This window comes from Pseudomonas sp. FSL W5-0203, assembly GCF_001896155.1.
Taxonomy (GTDB): Bacteria; Pseudomonadota; Gammaproteobacteria; order Pseudomonadales; family Pseudomonadaceae; genus Aquipseudomonas; species Aquipseudomonas paracarnis.
Window position 1 is genome coordinate 64,905 of sequence record NZ_MPOR01000012.1, and the last position, 17,380, is coordinate 82,284.

Genomic DNA, 17,380 nt, shown 5'->3' on the forward strand with positions numbered 1-17,380 from the left:
GTGGCTGCCATGTTGAAAGTCAGTGTTTATCGCTACAACCCTGATCAGGACGCCGCGCCGTTCATGCAGGAGTTCCAGGTCGATACCGGTGGTAAAGACCTGATGGTGCTGGATGTACTGGCACTGATCAAAGAGCAGGACGAGGGTTTCTCCTATCGTCGCTCTTGCCGTGAAGGTGTGTGCGGTTCCGACGGCATGAACATCAACGGCAAAAACGGCCTGGCGTGCATCACGCCGCTGTCCGCCGTGGTCAAAGGCAACAAGCTGATTGTTCGTCCACTGCCAGGTTTGCCGGTTATCCGTGACCTGGTCGTCGATATGAGCATCTTCTACAAGCAATACGAGAAAGTTAAGCCGTTCCTGCAGAACGACACGCCGGCTCCGGCCATCGAGCGTCTGCAGTCCCCGGAAGAACGTGAAAAACTCGATGGCCTGTACGAGTGCATCCTGTGCGCTTGCTGCTCGACATCCTGCCCGTCCTTCTGGTGGAACCCGGACAAGTTCCTGGGTCCAGCTGCGCTGCTGCAAGCCTACCGCTTCCTGGCAGACAGCCGCGACACCAAGACGTCCGAGCGTCTGGCTTCGTTGGATGACCCGTTCAGCGTATTCCGCTGCCGCGGGATCATGAACTGCGTCAACGTATGTCCTAAAGGCCTGAACCCGACTAAGGCCATTGGTCACATCCGTAACATGCTGCTGCAGAGCGGCGTGTAACTGACGTTGTAGTAAAAGCAGGACCGTTGTGCCCGTAAATGCTGCGGCGCAGGCTTCAACCGGCGCCGTAGTTTTAACTTGAGCAGCGACTTACAAAGCCGCGGCTCTTATTTTGAAGAAATGAGACAAGCAGGGGCATTCGGGTTGGTACCCGAACTATCAGCGTGATCCTAAGTGGCTTGTTTTGGTCGCTGCACTTGGCCTTTTGCAAGCAAACTCGGTGTTTTCGCCGGTGGTGTCCCCAAATCGAGGGTGACCAAGCATGCAAGAAAGCGTGATGCAGCGCATGTGGAACAGCGGCTATCTTTCAGGTGGTAACGCTGCCTATGTGGAAGAGCTTTATGAGCTCTACCTGCACGACCCTAACGCTGTGCCAGAAGAATGGCGCACCAAATTTCAGACGTTGTCTTCAGACGGCAACGCTGCCACCGATGTATCGCACGCAACAATTCGCGATCAGTTCGTGCTGCTGGCAAAGAACCAGCGCCGCGCCCAACCGGTTTCCGCCGGCAGCGTGAGCAGTGAGCATGAGAAGAAGCAAGTTGAAGTACTGCGACTGATCCAGGCCTACCGTATGCGTGGCCACCAGGCAGCCCAGCTTGACCCGCTGGGGCTGTGGCAGCGTCCTGCACCTGCAGACCTGTCGATCAATCATTACGGCTTGACCAATGCCGATCTTGATACGACCTTCCGTGCCGGCGACCTGTTCATCGGCAAAGAGGAAGCGAGCCTACGCGAAATTCACGAAGCGTTGCAGCAGACATATTGCCGCACCATCGGCGCTGAATTTACGCACATCACCGATTCCGAGCAGCGCCAGTGGTTCCAGCACCGCCTGGAAGGCGTGCGTGGCCGTCCGGTATTGTCCGCCGATGTGCGCGGCCACCTGCTGGAGCGCGTGACCGCGGCCGAAGGCCTCGAGAAATACCTGGGCACCAAATACCCAGGCACCAAACGTTTCGGCCTGGAAGGCGGCGAAAGCCTGATTCCGATGCTCGACGAACTGATCCAGCGTTCCGGTTCCTATGGCACCAAGGAAATCGTGATCGGCATGGCTCACCGTGGTCGCCTGAACGTGTTGGTCAACACCTTCGGCAAGAACCCGCGTGAGCTGTTCGACGAGTTCGAAGGCAAGAAGAAGGTCGAGCTGGGTTCCGGTGACGTTAAATACCACCAGGGCTTCTCGTCCAACGTGATGACCACCGGCGGTGAAGTTCACCTGGCCATGGCATTCAACCCCTCCCACCTGGAAATCGTTTCGCCAGTGGTCGAGGGTTCGGTACGTGCTCGCCAGGATCGTCGTAACGATTCCACCGGTGAGAAGGTTCTGCCGATTTCCATCCACGGTGACGCGGCATTCGCCGGTCAAGGCGTGGTCCTGGAAACGTTCCAGATGTCGCAGACTCGCGGCTTCAAGACCGGTGGTACCGTTCACATCGTCATCAACAACCAGGTGGGCTTCACCATCAGCAACCCGTTGGACGCGCGTTCCACCGAGTACGCCACCGACGTTGCCAAGATGATCCAGGCGCCGATCCTCCATGTGAATGGCGATGATCCGGAAGCCGTGCTGTTCGTCACCCAGCTGGCTGTCGACTACCGCATGCAGTTCAAGCGTGACGTGGTCATCGACCTGGTTTGCTACCGCCGTCGCGGTCACAACGAAGCGGACGAGCCAAGCGGCACCCAGCCGTTGATGTACCAGCAGATCACCAAGCAGCGCACCACCCGTGAGCTGTACGCCGAAAGCCTGACCAAGGCCGGCGTGGTTGACGATGCGCGTGTTCAGGCGAAAGTCGACGAATACCGCAACGCGCTGGATAACGGCCTGCATGTAGTGAAAAGCCTGGTCAAGGAGCCGAACAAAGAGCTGTTCGTTGACTGGCGCCCATACCTGGGTCACACCTGGACTGCACGTCACGATACCTCGTTCGATTTGAAGACGTTGCAGGAACTGTCCGCCAAGCTGCTGGAAATTCCCGAAGGCTTCGTCGTACAGCGCCAGGTTGCGAAGATCTACGAAGACCGTCAGAAGATGCAAGCCGGTGGCCTGCCGATCAACTGGGGTTACGCCGAAACCATGGCGTACGCGACCCTGGCGTTCGAAGGTCACCCGATCCGCATGACCGGCCAGGACATCGGCCGCGGTACGTTCTCGCACCGTCATGCTGTATTGCACAACCAGAAAGACGCGGGCACCTACATCCCGTTGCAGAACCTGTACGAAGGCCAGCCACGTTTCGACCTGTACGATTCGTTCCTGTCCGAAGAAGCCGTACTGGCGTTCGAATACGGTTACTCGACCACCACGCCGAACGCGCTGGTGATCTGGGAAGCCCAGTTCGGCGACTTCGCCAACGGTGCCCAGGTGGTTATCGACCAGTTCATCACCAGCGGCGAGCACAAGTGGGGCCGTCTGTGCGGTCTGACCATGCTGCTGCCACACGGTTATGAAGGTCAGGGCCCTGAGCACTCCTCGGCCCGTCTGGAGCGTTACCTGCAATTGTGCGCCGAGCACAACATTCAGGTGTGCGTGCCGACGACCCCGGCGCAGATCTACCACTTGCTGCGTCGCCAGGTGATCCGTCCGCTGCGCAAGCCGCTGGTGGTACTGACGCCGAAGTCGCTGTTGCGTCACAAGCTGGCCGTTTCGACCTTGGAAGATCTGGCCCAAGGTTCGTTCCAGACCGTGATTCCAGAGATCGATACGCTGGACGCCGCCAAGGTCACTCGCCTGATCCTGTGCAGCGGCAAGGTCTACTACGATCTGTTGGAAAAACGCCGTGCCGAAGGCCGCGAAGACATCGCCATCGTGCGTATCGAGCAGCTTTATCCGTTCCCGGAAGATGACCTCATGGAGATCATCGCGCCTTACACCAACCTCACGAACGTAGTGTGGTGTCAGGAAGAACCGATGAACCAGGGCGCCTGGTACAGCAGCCAGCATCATCTGCGTCGCAGCATCGGCAACCACAACAAGGCTTTGGTCCTTGAGTACGCCGGCCGTGATGCTTCTGCTGCACCTGCCTGTGGTTACGCGTCGATGCACGCCGAGCAGCAGGAAAAACTGCTGCAAGATGCTTTCACTGTTTAACGCCTTCGCGCTGACTGAAACCGAATTTTAAGGACCTACAGATAATGGCTATCGAAATCAAAGCCCCGTCATTCCCGGAATCGGTTGCCGATGGCACCGTTGCCACCTGGCACAAGAAACCAGGCGAGGCCGTCAAGCGTGACGACCTGATCGTCGACATCGAGACCGACAAAGTCGTTCTGGAAGTGTTGGCCGAAGCTGACGGCGTGCTGGGCGCAATCGTTGCTGAAGAGGGCGCTACCGTTCTGTCGAACCAGGTACTGGGCTCGATCGAAGAGGGCAGCGCTGCTGCCGCTGCTCCTGCTCCTGCCGCTGCTGCACCGGCTGCTTCTGCGCCTGCCGCACCGGCTGCGGGTGGCGAAGATCCAATCGCTGCACCGGCTGCGCGTCAACTGGCTGAGGAAAACGGCATCAACCTGGCTTCCATCAAGGGCACCGGCAAAGATGGCCGTGTGACCAAGGAAGACGTGGTTGCCGCAGTTGAAGCCAAGAAGAACGCTCCGGCTGCCGCACCTGCCAAGGCTGCAGCGCCTGCTGCCGCTGCGCCTGTGTTTGCCGCTGGCGACCGCACCGAGAAGCGCGTACCGATGACTCGTGTACGTGCCACCGTGGCCAAGCGCCTGGTTGAAGCTCAGTCGAACATGGCGATGCTGACCACCTTCAACGAAGTCGACATGACCGAAGTCATGGCCCTGCGTTCGAAGTACAAGGACCTGTTTGAGAAGTCCCACAACGGTGTGCGCCTGGGCTTCATGTCGTTCTTCGTGAAAGCGGCCACCGAAGCGCTGAAGCGCTTCCCGGCAGTCAACGCTTCGATCGACGGCGGCGACATCGTTTACCACGGCTACTCGGATATCGGCGTTGCCGTCTCCAGCGACCGCGGCCTGGTGGTTCCAGTCCTGCGTAACGCCGAGCTGATGAGCCTGGCCGAAATCGAAGGCGGCATCGCTGGCTTCGGCAAGAAAGCCCGTGACGGCAAGCTGACCATCGACGAGATGACCGGCGGTACCTTCACCATCACCAACGGTGGTACCTTCGGTTCGATGATGTCGACGCCGATCGTCAACCCACCGCAGGCCGCGATCCTGGGCATGCACAACATCATCCAGCGTCCGATGGCCATCAACGGCCAAGTCGTGATCCGCCCAATGATGTACCTGGCACTGTCTTACGATCACCGCCTGATCGACGGTAAAGAAGCCGTGACGTTCCTGGTGACCATCAAGAACCTGCTGGAAGACCCGGCTCGCCTGCTCCTGGACATCTGATAGAAGCAGTTGCACGTTGCGAGCTACAAGCTGTAGGAAAAAGCAGCTTGGCTTGCAACGTGTGACTAGAAGCTTGTCGCAAATAGAGGATCTATTTTCATGACACAGAAATTTGACGTTGTAGTGATTGGTGCAGGCCCTGGCGGCTATGTTGCCGCCATCAAGGCTGCGCAACTGGGCCTGTCCACTGCTTGCATCGAAAAATACACCGACAAGGAAGGCAAACTGGCGCTGGGCGGTACTTGCCTGAACGTGGGTTGCATTCCGTCCAAGGCGCTGCTGGACAGCTCCTGGAAATTCCACGAAGCCCAAGACGGCTTTGCGATCCACGGCATCAACCATGCTGGCGTGACCATGGACGTACCCGCAATGGTCGGCCGTAAAGCCAACATCGTCAAAGGCCTGACTTCCGGCGTTGCCACCTTGTTCAAGGCCAACGGCGTGACTTCCATTCAAGGCCACGGCAAGCTGCTGGCCGGCAAGAAAGTTGAAGTCACCAAGCCAGACGGTTCGGTTGAAGTCATCGAAGCCGAAAACGTGATCCTGGCACCCGGCTCGCGTCCAATCGACATTCCGCCTGCTCCTGTTGATAACAACGTGATCGTTGATTCGACCGGCGCCCTGGAATTCCAAGCTGTGCCTAAGCGTCTGGGCGTCATCGGCGCTGGCGTGATCGGTTTGGAACTGGGTTCGGTATGGTCCCGCCTGGGTGCTCAAGTCACCGTGCTGGAAGCCCTGGATACATTCCTGCTGGCTGCCGACACCGCGGTGTCCAAGGAAGCGCTGAAAACCCTGACCAAACAAGGTCTGGACATCAAGCTCGGCGCCCGTGTTACCGGTTCCAAGGTCAACGGCGAAGAAGTCGTAGTGACCTACACCGATAAAGACGGCGAGCAGACCATCACTTTCGACAAGCTGATCGTCGCCGTGGGCCGCCGCCCAGTGACCAACGACTTGCTGGCTTCCGACAGCGGCGTGAACATCGACGAGCGTGGTTTCATCCACGTTGACGATCATTGCGCCACCACCGTGCCTGGCGTCTATGCCATTGGCGACGTGGTTCGTGGCATGATGCTGGCCCACAAGGCTTCCGAAGAGGGCATCATGGTCGTTGAGCGCATCAAGGGTCACAAGACCCAGATGAACTACGACCTGATCCCATCGGTTATCTACACCCACCCGGAAATTGCATGGGTCGGCAAGAACGAACAGCAGTTGAAAGCTGAAGGCGTTGAAGTTAACGTCGGCACCTTCCCGTTTGCCGCTTCTGGCCGTGCCATGGCAGCCAACGACACCGGTGGTTTTGTCAAAGTCATCGCTGATGCCAAGACTGACCGCGTATTGGGCGTCCACGTGATTGGCCCAAGCGCTGCAGAACTGGTTCAGCAAGGCGCGATCGGCATGGAATTCGGCACCAGTGCCGAGGACTTGGGCATGATGGTCTTCTCCCATCCGACCCTGTCCGAAGCGCTGCACGAAGCTGCGTTGGCAGTGAATGGCGGCGCCATCCACATTGCCAACAAGAAGAAGCGCTAAGCGAGATAATAAGAAACCACGGCGGAGTTGCCCGTCGTGAGCCTTGCGCGCAAGACTCACCGCGGAATATCCGCTGGACGCAGCCTTGCGCAGCTTTACGGGCCATAAGCCCCGCAAGTTGCGCGAGCAGCAGTCACAGGTGGCGCGGCACTCATAATGAGCGCAGCGCCGAATGCGCAGTACCTAACGAAGACGGTAAAAAGCATGAATCTTCACGAGTATCAGGGTAAGCAGCTGTTCGCTGAATACGGCCTGCCAGTTTCCAAGGGCTACGCAGTAGACACCCCGGAAGCAGCAGCAGAAGCTTGCGACAAAATCGGCGGCAGCGAGTGGGTTGTCAAAGCCCAGGTCCACGCCGGTGGTCGCGGTAAAGCGGGCGGCGTCAAGCTGGTTCGCAGCAAAGAAGACGCCAAGGCCTTCGCACAGCAGTGGCTGGGCAAGCGTCTGGTGACTTACCAGACTGATGCCAATGGCCAACCAGTCACCAAGATCCTGGTTGAATCGTGCACTGATATCGCTAAAGAGCTGTACCTGGGCGCTGTCGTTGACCGTTCGAGCCGTCGCATCGTGTTCATGGCTTCCACCGAAGGTGGCGTGGACATCGAGAAAATTGCTCACGAAACCCCAGAAAAAATTCTGAAGGCCACTATCGATCCACTGGTTGGCGCTCAGCCATTCCAGGGTCGTGAACTGGCTTTCCAGTTGGGCCTGGAAGGCAAGCAAGTTGCCCAGTTCGCCAAGATCTTCGTAGGTCTGGCCAAACTGTTCCAGGATCACGATCTGGCCCTGCTGGAAGTGAACCCGCTGGTGATCAAGGCTGACGGCGATCTGCACTGCCTTGATGCCAAGATCAACATCGACGCCAACGCCATGTACCGTCAGCCTAAGCTGAAGACTTTCCACGATCCGTCGCAAGACGATCCGCGCGAAGCGCACGCTGCCAAGTTCGAACTGAACTACGTAGCCTTGGAAGGCAACATCGGCTGCATGGTCAACGGTGCCGGCCTGGCCATGGGTACCATGGACATCGTCAACCTGCATGGCGGCAAGCCAGCCAACTTCCTCGACGTAGGTGGTGGCGCTACCAAGGAACGCGTTACCGAAGCGTTCAAGATCATCCTGTCCGACTCCAACGTCGCTGCAGTACTGGTCAACATCTTCGGCGGCATCGTTCGTTGCGACATGATTGCCGAAGGCATCATCGGTGCAGTGAAAGAAGTCGGCGTTAAAATCCCGGTTGTTGTTCGCCTTGAAGGTAACAACGCTGAACTGGGCGCTAAAGTACTGGCAGAAAGCGGTTTGAACATCATCGCGGCTACCAGCCTGACCGACGCTGCTCAACAAGTTGTCAAAGCTGCGGAGGGCAAGTAATGAGCGTCCTGATCAATAAAGACACCAAAGTTATCTGCCAGGGTATTACCGGTTCGCAAGGTAGTTTCCACACCCAGCAAGCCATCGAATACGGCACCCAGATGGTTGGCGGCGTAACTCCAGGCAAAGGCGGCACCGAGCACCTGGGCCTGCCCGTGTTCAACACCGTGAAAGAAGCAGTAGAAGCCACTGGCGCCACCGCCAGCGTGATCTACGTTCCAGCTCCTTTCTGCAAGGACTCGATCCTGGAAGCGGCATTCGGCGGCATCAAGCTGATCGTCTGCATCACCGAAGGCATTCCTACCCTGGACATGCTGGACGCTAAAGTTAAGTGCGACGAACTGGGCGTAGTCCTGATCGGCCCTAACTGCCCAGGCGTGATCACCCCAGGCGAATGCAAGATCGGCATCATGCCAGGTCACATTCACTTGCCAGGTAAAGTCGGTATCGTTTCCCGTTCCGGCACCCTGACCTATGAAGCTGTCAAGCAGACCACTGACGCCGGTTTCGGTCAGTCGACTTGCGTCGGCATCGGCGGTGACCCGATCCCAGGCTCCAACTTCATCGACATCCTGAAGCTGTTCCAGGAAGACCCGAAGACCGAAGCGATCGTAATGATCGGTGAGATCGGCGGTTCGGCTGAAGAAGAAGCGGCTGCCTACATCAAGGCACACGTGACCAAGCCGGTTGTTTCCTACATCGCTGGTGTGACTGCCCCTGCGGGCAAGCGCATGGGCCATGCTGGCGCAATCATCTCTGGCGGCAAAGGCACTGCAGACGAGAAATTCGCTGCACTGCAAGACGCAGGCGTTAAAACCGTGCGTTCGCTGGCAGACATCGGCAAGGCCCTGGCCGAGCTGACCGGTTGGGCTGTCAAGTAAGCCTCGCGCTTAGCTGACGCTTCACCACACAAAGGCCACCTTCGGGTGGCCTTTGTGCTTTCTGGGTATACCCAGATTTGGGGATGTACTCGGTTCAATGTGGGAGCTGGCTTGCCTGCGATGCAGACACCTCGGCGCATCAGCCATGCCCAGTCGATGCCATCGCAGGCAAGCCAGCGCCCACAGGGTTCTGTATTGCCCAATTAAGTATGAAAACGCGACATTGAAATGTCGCTTATCGGACAGTCCGCCCCGCAACAGTGCGTTTGTCAGCCTAATTCTGTACTCTAGCCGCCTCTTTATGCGTCCGCGTCCCAAAAGGAAGCTGCGCGCTAGACCGGTCGGTCCCCACAAGGGCCGGCAGCATTTCCCTCATCCATAGGGAAGCCCTCTCTAAATTCCGATTCAGTAGTGTGGTATTTCCTCAAATGAAAGTGTTGAAAAGCCAGGATATCCTGGCGCTGGGCTTTATGACCTTTGCCCTGTTCGTGGGCGCCGGCAACATCATCTTCCCGCCTATCGTTGGTTTGCAGTCCGGGCCGCATGTCTGGATGGCGGCGCTGGGCTTTCTGATCACCGCGGTCGGTTTGCCGGTGGTCACTGTGATCGCCCTGGCCAAGGTCGGTGGTGGCATGGATGCGCTGAGCAGCCCGATTGGCAAGATCGCCGGTGGCCTGCTGGCGGCAGCGGCCTACCTGGCAGTGGGCCCGCTGTTTGCGACCCCGCGCACCGCAACAGTATCGTTTGAAGTGGGCCTGGCGCCCTTGACCGGTGAGAGCCCGTTGGCACTGTTCCTCTACAGCTCGGTGTATTTCCTGGTGGTGTTCTTTGTCTCCCTGTACCCGGGTCGACTGCTGGACACCGTGGGCCGTTTCCTGGCGCCGCTGAAAATCATCGCCCTGGCTATTCTCGGCATCGCTGCGTTTGCCTTGCCCGCCGGTGAGGTGGGGGTTGCCACGCCGGAATACGTTGCCGCGCCGTTCTCCCAAGGCTTTATCAATGGTTACCTGACCATGGATACCCTGGGCGCCCTGGTGTTCGGCATCGTGATCGTCAACGCGATTCGCTCCCGTGGCGTCGAGTCACCCAAGCTGATCACCCGCTACGCGATCATTGCCGGGCTGATTGCCGGCGTGGGCCTGGCACTGGTGTACGTTAGCCTGTTCCGCCTGGGTTCGGGCAGCCATGCCGTGGCCGCGGGTGCCAGCAATGGCGCGGCGGTACTGCACGCCTATGTGCAATACACGTTCGGCTCCCTGGGCAGTGGTTTCCTCGCCGTGCTGATTTCCCTGGCATGCCTGGTGACCGCCGTGGGCCTGACCTGTGCCTGCGCCGAGTACTTCAGCAAGATCCTGCCGCTGTCCTACAAGACCCTGGTGGTGATCCTGGCACTGTTCTCGCTGTTTGTGTCCAACCTGGGCTTGACCAAACTCATTGCCTTCTCTATCCCGGTGCTGACCGCGATCTACCCGCCATGCATCGTGTTGGTGGCCTTGAGCTTCTGCAAAGGGTTCTGGCAGGAACAGGGCCGTATTGTCGGCCCGGTGATGCTGGTGTCGTTCATCTTTGGCTGCATCGACGCACTCAAGGGTGCGGGCCTGGCGGGTTGGATGCCTACGCAACTGGTAAACCTGCCGTTGAGCGAACAAGGCCTGGCGTGGCTGGTGCCGTCGGTGATGACGCTGGTCGTGGCCGTGGTGATTGACCGTATGCTGGGCAAGCGCAGCGAAGCCATCGCGTAACGCGCAGTTGAGCTCTACTGAAATGCCCCGTATCAAACGATACGGGGCATTTTTTTTGAGTCGCTGGCAGTGTCTTTTTTTTGGGAATGGCGTCAAAAATCTCAAGTTGAAAACACTGGTCGGTGTGGGAGCTGGCTTGCCTGCGATGGCGGCACATCGGTTGTGCGCGGTGGTGACTGCAAAGACGCTATCGCAGGCAAGCCAGCTCCCACATTTGGACTGTGTCGGCCCTATCATCCTGTGTACAAGGACCTGCATGTCGTTCGTTGAAGTCAATTGGATCCATTTGATCGCCGCACTCTGGTTTGTCATCTGCTGGGGCGGCTACACCCGTTACGCAACGTGGAAAGCCCGGGACACGGCGTGCCTGGCCAGTGTGTTGCACCTGTACCGTGAAGACTGGATGCGCCGCATGCTGCTGCGCGACAACCGTATCGCCGACGCCAGTGTGATCGGTAACCTGGAGCGCAATGCCTCGTTCTTTGCCTCCAGCACCTTGATCATCCTCGCCGGTATTCTCACGGTGCTGGGGGCTTCGGAACGCGCAGTGTCACTGCTGGCGGACATTCCCATGGTGCAGCAGGCATCCCAGGGCATGTCGGAGATCAAATTGCTGTGCCTGGCACTGGTGTTCGTCTATGCCTTTTTCACCTTCAGCTGGTGCATGCGCCAGTACAACTTCGCGGCGGTGCTGGTGGGCTCGGCGCCCATGATCGGTGAACGGCACGTGTCAGAGCAGGAGCGCAAGGCGTTTGCTTTGCGGGCGGCTCGAGTGATTTCGATGGCGGCCAACCAGTTCAACTTTGGCCTGCGCGCCTATTACTTCGGCATGACCATGCTGGCCTGGTTTGTCAGCCCCTGGTTGTTCATGTTGATGAGTAGCGGGGTGGTGCTGGTGCTGTACCGCCGCGAGTTCCATTCCGATGTATTGCAGGTGATGGTGTATACCCCGACCGATATGCCGGGAGCCGACGTTGTAAAAGACGGCGCACAGTAGCGCTGCAAGCAAATCGCAGACAAAGAAAAGCCCGCTTTAATCAGCGGGCTTTCTTTTGCTGCAATACTGCTTTAAACCCTGCGATTACTGCTTGGCAGGTTCTGCAGGTGCGGCAGGTGCAGCTTCTTTTGCAGCAGCTTCGTTCGATTCGGCCTGAGCTTTGGCAGCTTCAGCGTTTTCTTTCGCAGCGTCGTTCACTTTATCCTGTGCTTTAGCCATGTCTTGCTGTGCTTGCTCAGAGTGTGCAGCGGCATCTTGGGCTTTGTCTTCGGATTTCTTGTCGCAGGCAGCCAGACCGAGAGCAGCGGCCAGCATCATGGAAATAGCTAATGTCTTACGCATGGGGTGTTTCTCCTTATTGAAGATATCTACTGGCCTTTCGAACCCAAGGGGCCAGCATTAGTTCCTTATGTCCCACAGATATATAGCATGTTTCGTACAGGAACTTTACCCAGTCATTCCAATCCGCCGAATTCACACTAATAAGAGTCTAAAAACAATGACCGAAAACCCTTTGTTAGAGCGTGCCGTGCGCTTCGTTTCGGCCCTGCGCCATTGCCATGTGCTGGGCGTGACGGTGCATGAAGCCAGCGAGGAGGGCATGACCCTCGTACTGCCTTATGGCCCGCATATCGTCGGTGACCCCCTGAGCGGGGTGATCCACGGCGGCGCCCTGACCTCATTGATGGACACCGCTTGCGGCATGGCAACCCTGTGCGTACTGCCCGAGTTCGAGGTGTGCCCCACCCTGGACCTGCGTATCGACTACATGCATCCCGCCGAACCCCATAAGCCGGTGTATGGCTTCGCGCAATGCTACCGGGTGACCACCGACGTGATCTTCACCCGTGGCGTTGCCTATCAGGATGACCCGCAACAACCTATCGCCCATGTGGTGGGCACATTCATGCGCATGGGCAAGCGCCTCAAAGGTACCCAAGGCTTGGGCACTGTCGTCAAGGGAGAGCAGGCATGACGCATCGGTTCAAGACCCGTCTGGAGCAAGCCCTCGATCGTGGCGACTGTGACGCGCTGCTCGAGTTGGTGCCTTATGCCAGGTTGATCGGCATCGAATGCACCCGGCTGGGGGATGAGTTGCTGTTTCGCCTGCCGGCCAGCAAGGACAATATTGGTAACCCCATATTGCCGGCGTTGCATGGCGGGGTGATCGCCGGCTTCATGGAGTTGGCAGCCGCCCTGCATCTGATGGTGTTCACGGGCGCTCCGGGCCTGCCGAAAATCATCGACTTCTCCCTGGATTACCTGCGCGCCGGCCAGTTTCGTGACACCTATGCCAAGTGCCAGGTATGGCGCCAGGGCCGGCGCGTGGCCAACGTGGCGATTACCGCCTGGCAGAGCACACCGGCCGAACCGATTGCCACCGCCCGCGCACATTTCAAGATTGAGGAATTGGCCCGCCCTTGAAATCCTGGCCTGAGCCCCCAACTTTGATGACAACCCGCCGCCAACCCTTTCGGGGGCGGCCACTGCCATCCAATTGGAGTTTGATGACCATGAGTGTGGAAACTCAAAAGGAAACCCTGGGCTTCCAGACCGAGGTGAAGCAACTGCTGCACCTCATGATCCATTCGCTGTATTCCAACAAGGAAATTTTCCTTCGCGAATTGATCTCGAACGCCTCTGACGCTGTCGATAAATTACGTTTCGAAGCCCTGTCCAAGCCCGAGTTGCTGGAAGGCGGCGCGGAACTCAAGATCCGTGTGAGCTACGACAAAGACGCCAAGACCGTCACCCTCGAAGACAACGGTATCGGCATGAGCCGTGACGATGCGATCACCCACCTGGGGACCATCGCCAAGTCCGGCACCGCAGATTTCATGAAGAACCTGTCGGGCGACCAGAAAAAAGACTCTCACCTGATCGGCCAATTCGGCGTGGGCTTCTATTCGGCCTTCATCGTCGCCGACAAGGTTGAAGTCTTCAGCCGCCGCGCCGGCCTTGACGCCAGCGAAGGCGTGCACTGGGCTTCCAAAGGCGAGGGCGAATTTGAAATCGCCACGATCGACAAGGCTGACCGCGGCACCCGCATCGTGCTGCACTTGAAAGCCGGTGAAGACGAATTCGCCGATGGCTGGCGTCTGCGCAACATCATCAAGAAGTACTCCGACCACATCGCGTTGCCGATCGAGTTGCCCAAGGAACAGACCGTTGCCGAAGGCGAAGAAGCCCCGGCGGTAGAGTGGGAAACCGTCAACCGCGCCAGCGCCCTGTGGACCCGTCCGCGTACCGAGATCAAGGACGAGGAATACCAGGAGTTCTACAAGCACATCGGCCACGACTACGAGAACCCGCTGAGCTGGAGCCACAACAAGGTTGAAGGCAAGCTCGAATACAGCTCGCTGCTCTACGTACCGGCCCGTGCTCCGTTCGACCTGTACCAGCGTGAAGCGCCAAAAGGCCTGAAGCTCTACGTGCAGCGCGTGTTCGTAATGGACCAGGCGGAATCCTTCCTGCCGCTGTACCTGCGCTTTATCAAAGGTGTGGTCGACTCCAACGACCTGTCGCTGAACGTGTCGCGGGAAATCCTGCAGAAAGACCCGATCATCGACTCCATGAAGTCGGCGCTCACCAAGCGCGTACTCGACATGCTGGAAAAGCTGGCGAAGAACGAGCCTGAGCAATACAAGAGCTTCTGGAAAAACTTCGGCCAGGTCATGAAAGAAGGCCCGGCGGAAGATTTTGCCAACAAGGAAAAAATCGCCGGTTTGCTGCGTTTTGCCTCGACTCAGGGTGAAGACGGCGAGCAGGTTGTGTCCCTGGCTGACTACCTGGCACGTGCCAAGGAAGGTCAGGACAAGATCTACTACCTGACCGGCGAAACCTACGCCCAGGTCAAGAACAGCCCGCACCTGGAAGTCTTCCGCAAGAAAGGCATCGAAGTGCTGCTGCTGACCGACCGTATCGATGAGTGGCTGATGAGCTACCTCACCGAGTTCGACGGCAAAACCTTCGTCGACGTGGCCCGTGGTGACCTGGACCTGGGGAACCTGGACTCCGAAGAAGAGAAGAAGGAAGCCGAAGAAGTCGCCAAGTCCAAAGAGGGCCTGGTTGAGCGCATCAAGGCTTCCCTGGGCGAAGCGGTGAGTGAAGTGCGGGTTTCCCACCGCCTGACCGACTCTCCTGCGATCCTGGCCATCGGCGAGCAGGACCTGGGCATGCAGATGCGCCAGATCCTGGAAGCCAGCGGCCAGAAAGTGCCGGATTCCAAGCCGATCTTCGAATTCAACCCGTCTCACCCGCTGATCGAGAAACTCGATGGCGAGCAGAGCGAAGAGCGGTTTGGTGACCTGTCGCACATCCTCTTCGACCAGGCCGCCCTGGCAGCCGGCGACAGCTTGAAGGACCCGGCCGCGTATGTGCGCCGACTGAACAAGCTGTTGGTTGAATTGTCGGTTTAACACCGTTGTAGAAAAACCCGCTTCGGCGGGTTTTTTCGTTTGTGCGCACCTCAACTGGAGTGAATCATGAGCCAAGTCACTGTACGTTCCGTGGTCTATCAGATTGATGGCCAGTCTTATGAAAGCCGTCTGGCGTTCGATGCCAGCCACAAGGGCCCGTTGCCGGGACTGCTGATGGCGCCGAACTGGATGGGCGTGAGTGGGGGGGCCGAAGAGATCGCGAAGGCCGTTGCCGGTAAAGGCTACGTGGTGTTGATTGCCGACCTCTACGGGCAAAACATACGTCCTTCAAATGGCGATGAAGCGGGCGCGGCGATGATGCCGTTGAAGAATGATCGCCCGTTGCTGAACAAGCGCATGCAAGCAGCGTTAGAGCAACTGCAAGGCCAGACTGAGGCAGCAGTGGACACCTCGAAACTGGCCACCTTCGGCTTCTGCTTTGGCGGTTGCTGCTCCCTGGAGCTGGCCCGTACCGGCGCGCCGCTGAAGGCTGCCGTGTCGTTCCATGGCACCCTGGATACACCGAACCCGGCGGATGCGAAGAACATCAAGGGGTCAGTGCTGGTGCTGCATGGCGCCTCGGACCCGTTGGTGCCCAAAGAGCAACTGCCGGCGTTCGAAGATGAAATGAACGCGGCGGGTGTGGATTGGCAGTTGCTGAGCTACGGCGGTGCGGTGCATTCCTTCACCGACCCCCATGCCAATGTGCCAGGCAAGATGATGTACGACGCCAAGACCGCTGCACGGGCTTTCCAGTCGATGCATAACTTGTTGGATGAAGTGTTCAAGGGCTGATTTCTCAGCGCCTGATCGGACGCCATCGCAGGCAAGCCAGCTCCTACATTCTAAAATGTGTATACCCATCAAATGTGGGAGCTGGCTTGCCTGCGATAGCTATTTCACAGGCAACTCGATTCTTTCTGACTCCCCCGGCACGGTGGGCCAATCCCCGGCCGCCCAACGCTGTCTCGCCTGCTCGATCACCGCCGGATCACTCGCCACAAAATTCCAGTTGATCCGCCGTGGCCCATCCAGCGGCGCCCCGCCAAATACCATCAGGTGGCAATCACTCTCGGCATACAGGGTCATCTCCTGCCCAGTCGGCAATACCACCAAGCTGTTGACCTCCAGGGCTTCACCGTCCAACTGCACCTCACCCTCCAGCACATACACCGCACGTTCCTCATGTTCATCAGGAATCAACAGGGTGGTGGCGGTTTGCATCTGTACCTCGGCATACAGCGTCGGCGACAGTACCGGCACCGGTGACCTGAGGCAAAAACCATCACCGGCGATCAAACGCACCTGCACGCCGAGGTTATCGCTTTTCGGCAAGCTCGCCGCAGGGTGATGGCTGTAGTGTCCCGGCCCGGTCTCGTGGTCCTTGGGCGAGGCCAGCCATACCTGCAGGCCATGCAGGTTGAAGCCACTGGCCTTGACCGCTTCAGGTGTGCGCTCGACGTGGGCAATCGCGCTGCCGGCGGTCATCCAGCTGACATCGCCGGCTTGCACCACCTGGTCCGAGCCAAGGCTGTCCTTATGCTGCAAGACGCCTTCAAACAGGTAAGTAAGGGTGGACAGGCCGATATGGGGATGCTGGCGGATATTCATGCCGTTACCCGGTGCGTAGCGGGTCGGCAGCATGTGGTCGAAAAACACAAAGGGCCCGACGCTGCGGCATTCACGCGAGGGCAGGGGCCGCAGGATAGGCTGGCCTTCTACATCTTCGGGGCGAGGGCGAATCACGGTGAGAGTGGTCATGGGCATCCCAGTCTGAGCGGGTTAGATGCTTTGAGCATAACCCGCTCGATGGGAAGGTGGGGCTATTGGCTGAAGGCACCTTCCGACAATTTTGTCTCGATAGTGACTTCGGCAGTGGTCATCAGCTTATGTACCGGGCATTTATCGGCGACGCGGTGCAGTTCATCGCGCTGGGCGTCGGTGAGTACGCCCTTGAGGGTCAGCTTGACGTTGAGCTTGTATTTACCCTTTTGCTCTTCGGCGCTGTCGTGAGTGACCTCCACGGTCACGCCGGTCAGCGGGATAGCTTTTTTCTGCGCGTAGAGCCTCACGGTCAAAGCTTTGCACGACGCCAGCGCAGCATCGAAATAATCGTGGGGGGAGGGCGCCGAATCGTCACCGCCCAGGCTCTTGGGCAGGTCGGTAAACAGCTCGTGATTATTGATATTCACGCTGTGACGAAAGTTTTCAGCGTTCAGCGTATTGACGGTAACAGGCATGGCAAACCTCATAAGGGCGCAGGATGAAGGTCATGCAGTTATAGAGCATGCTGGCACTCCAGTGTTCCGGTTTTTTCCATGCTGAACCCTGAAGGCTGGCGCAAGGTCTACCCGTATC

General features: G+C 58.3%; 15 protein-coding genes. 12 read left to right on the forward strand and 3 right to left on the reverse strand.

Features of this window, described 5'->3' with window-relative positions; genetic code table 11:
- The first annotated feature begins 9 nt into the window (after nucleotides 1–9).
- The 8 genes from BOP96_RS13485 (at nucleotide 10) to BOP96_RS13520 (ending at nucleotide 11,603) form a co-directional block, all read left to right on the forward strand.
- The gene (locus BOP96_RS13485) at nucleotides 10–714 is read left to right on the forward strand and encodes a succinate dehydrogenase iron-sulfur subunit (protein ID WP_003172807.1); all 705 of its coding nucleotides are present in this window, start codon (nucleotides 10–12) and stop codon (nucleotides 712–714) included.
- Between the two features lie 262 nt (nucleotides 715–976).
- Entirely contained in the window at nucleotides 977–3,808 is a 2,832-nt protein-coding gene (locus BOP96_RS13490) for a 2-oxoglutarate dehydrogenase E1 component (RefSeq protein WP_014717731.1), read from the forward strand.
- A gap of 44 nt (nucleotides 3,809–3,852) precedes the next feature.
- Nucleotides 3,853–5,076 (forward strand): 2-oxoglutarate dehydrogenase complex dihydrolipoyllysine-residue succinyltransferase, encoded by a 1,224-nt coding sequence (odhB, locus tag BOP96_RS13495; protein WP_014717732.1) that lies wholly within the window; start codon nucleotides 3,853–3,855, stop codon nucleotides 5,074–5,076.
- A 99-nt stretch (nucleotides 5,077–5,175) separates the two neighbouring features.
- A complete protein-coding gene (lpdA, locus tag BOP96_RS13500) occupies nucleotides 5,176–6,612 on the forward strand; it encodes a dihydrolipoyl dehydrogenase (RefSeq protein WP_014717733.1) in 1,437 nt (478 codons plus the stop codon).
- Between the two features lie 204 nt (nucleotides 6,613–6,816).
- On the forward strand, nucleotides 6,817–7,983 hold the full coding sequence (sucC, locus tag BOP96_RS13505) for an ADP-forming succinate--CoA ligase subunit beta (protein WP_003190011.1): 1,167 nt from the start codon (nucleotides 6,817–6,819) through the stop codon (nucleotides 7,981–7,983).
- Complete coding sequence (sucD, locus tag BOP96_RS13510) at nucleotides 7,983–8,864, forward strand: succinate--CoA ligase subunit alpha (protein WP_003190013.1); 882 nt, start codon at nucleotides 7,983–7,985, stop codon at nucleotides 8,862–8,864. Before sucC ends, sucD begins: the two co-directional genes overlap by 1 nt.
- 428 nt (nucleotides 8,865–9,292) lie before the next feature.
- Nucleotides 9,293–10,606, forward strand: coding sequence for a branched-chain amino acid transport system II carrier protein (gene brnQ, locus BOP96_RS13515; RefSeq protein ID WP_003190014.1), 1,314 nt, complete (start codon nucleotides 9,293–9,295; stop codon nucleotides 10,604–10,606).
- 256 nt (nucleotides 10,607–10,862) lie between these two features.
- Nucleotides 10,863–11,603, forward strand: coding sequence for a DUF599 domain-containing protein (locus BOP96_RS13520; RefSeq protein ID WP_019816707.1), 741 nt, complete (start codon nucleotides 10,863–10,865; stop codon nucleotides 11,601–11,603).
- A gap of 84 nt (nucleotides 11,604–11,687) precedes the next feature.
- On the opposite strand, the gene BOP96_RS13525 is transcribed toward BOP96_RS13520, so the two are convergent.
- Nucleotides 11,688–11,945 (reverse strand): hypothetical protein, encoded by a 258-nt coding sequence (locus BOP96_RS13525; protein WP_003190018.1) that lies wholly within the window; start codon nucleotides 11,943–11,945, stop codon nucleotides 11,688–11,690.
- Between the two features lie 157 nt (nucleotides 11,946–12,102).
- On the opposite strand from BOP96_RS13525, the gene BOP96_RS13530 reads away from it, so the two are divergent.
- The 4 genes from BOP96_RS13530 (at nucleotide 12,103) to BOP96_RS13545 (ending at nucleotide 15,817) form a co-directional block, all read left to right on the forward strand.
- Entirely contained in the window at nucleotides 12,103–12,579 is a 477-nt protein-coding gene (locus BOP96_RS13530) for a PaaI family thioesterase (RefSeq protein WP_073453057.1), read from the forward strand.
- Nucleotides 12,576–13,028 carry a PaaI family thioesterase gene (locus BOP96_RS13535; protein WP_014717737.1) on the forward strand — a complete coding sequence of 151 codons (453 nt, stop codon included), beginning with the start codon at nucleotides 12,576–12,578 and terminating at the stop codon, nucleotides 13,026–13,028. The genes BOP96_RS13530 and BOP96_RS13535 overlap by 4 nt, the downstream gene beginning before the upstream one ends.
- An 89-nt stretch (nucleotides 13,029–13,117) precedes the next feature.
- A complete protein-coding gene (gene htpG / locus BOP96_RS13540; RefSeq protein ID WP_014717738.1) occupies nucleotides 13,118–15,022 on the forward strand; it encodes a molecular chaperone HtpG in 1,905 nt (634 codons plus the stop codon).
- A gap of 66 nt (nucleotides 15,023–15,088) precedes the next feature.
- Nucleotides 15,089–15,817, forward strand: coding sequence for a dienelactone hydrolase family protein (locus tag BOP96_RS13545; RefSeq protein WP_073453059.1), 729 nt, complete (start codon nucleotides 15,089–15,091; stop codon nucleotides 15,815–15,817).
- Nucleotides 15,818–15,916: 99 nt separating this feature from the next.
- Here the strand turns inward: BOP96_RS13545 and BOP96_RS13550 are convergent, their stop codons facing one another.
- Together BOP96_RS13550 and BOP96_RS13555 are read right to left on the reverse strand one after the other, a co-directional pair.
- Nucleotides 15,917–16,783 carry a pirin family protein gene (locus tag BOP96_RS13550; protein WP_020301699.1) on the reverse strand — a complete coding sequence of 289 codons (867 nt, stop codon included), beginning with the start codon at nucleotides 16,781–16,783 and terminating at the stop codon, nucleotides 15,917–15,919.
- A gap of 62 nt (nucleotides 16,784–16,845) precedes the next feature.
- Nucleotides 16,846–17,262 carry an OsmC family protein gene (locus tag BOP96_RS13555; protein WP_014717741.1) on the reverse strand — a complete coding sequence of 139 codons (417 nt, stop codon included), beginning with the start codon at nucleotides 17,260–17,262 and terminating at the stop codon, nucleotides 16,846–16,848.
- Between the last annotated feature and the right edge of the window lie 118 nt (nucleotides 17,263–17,380).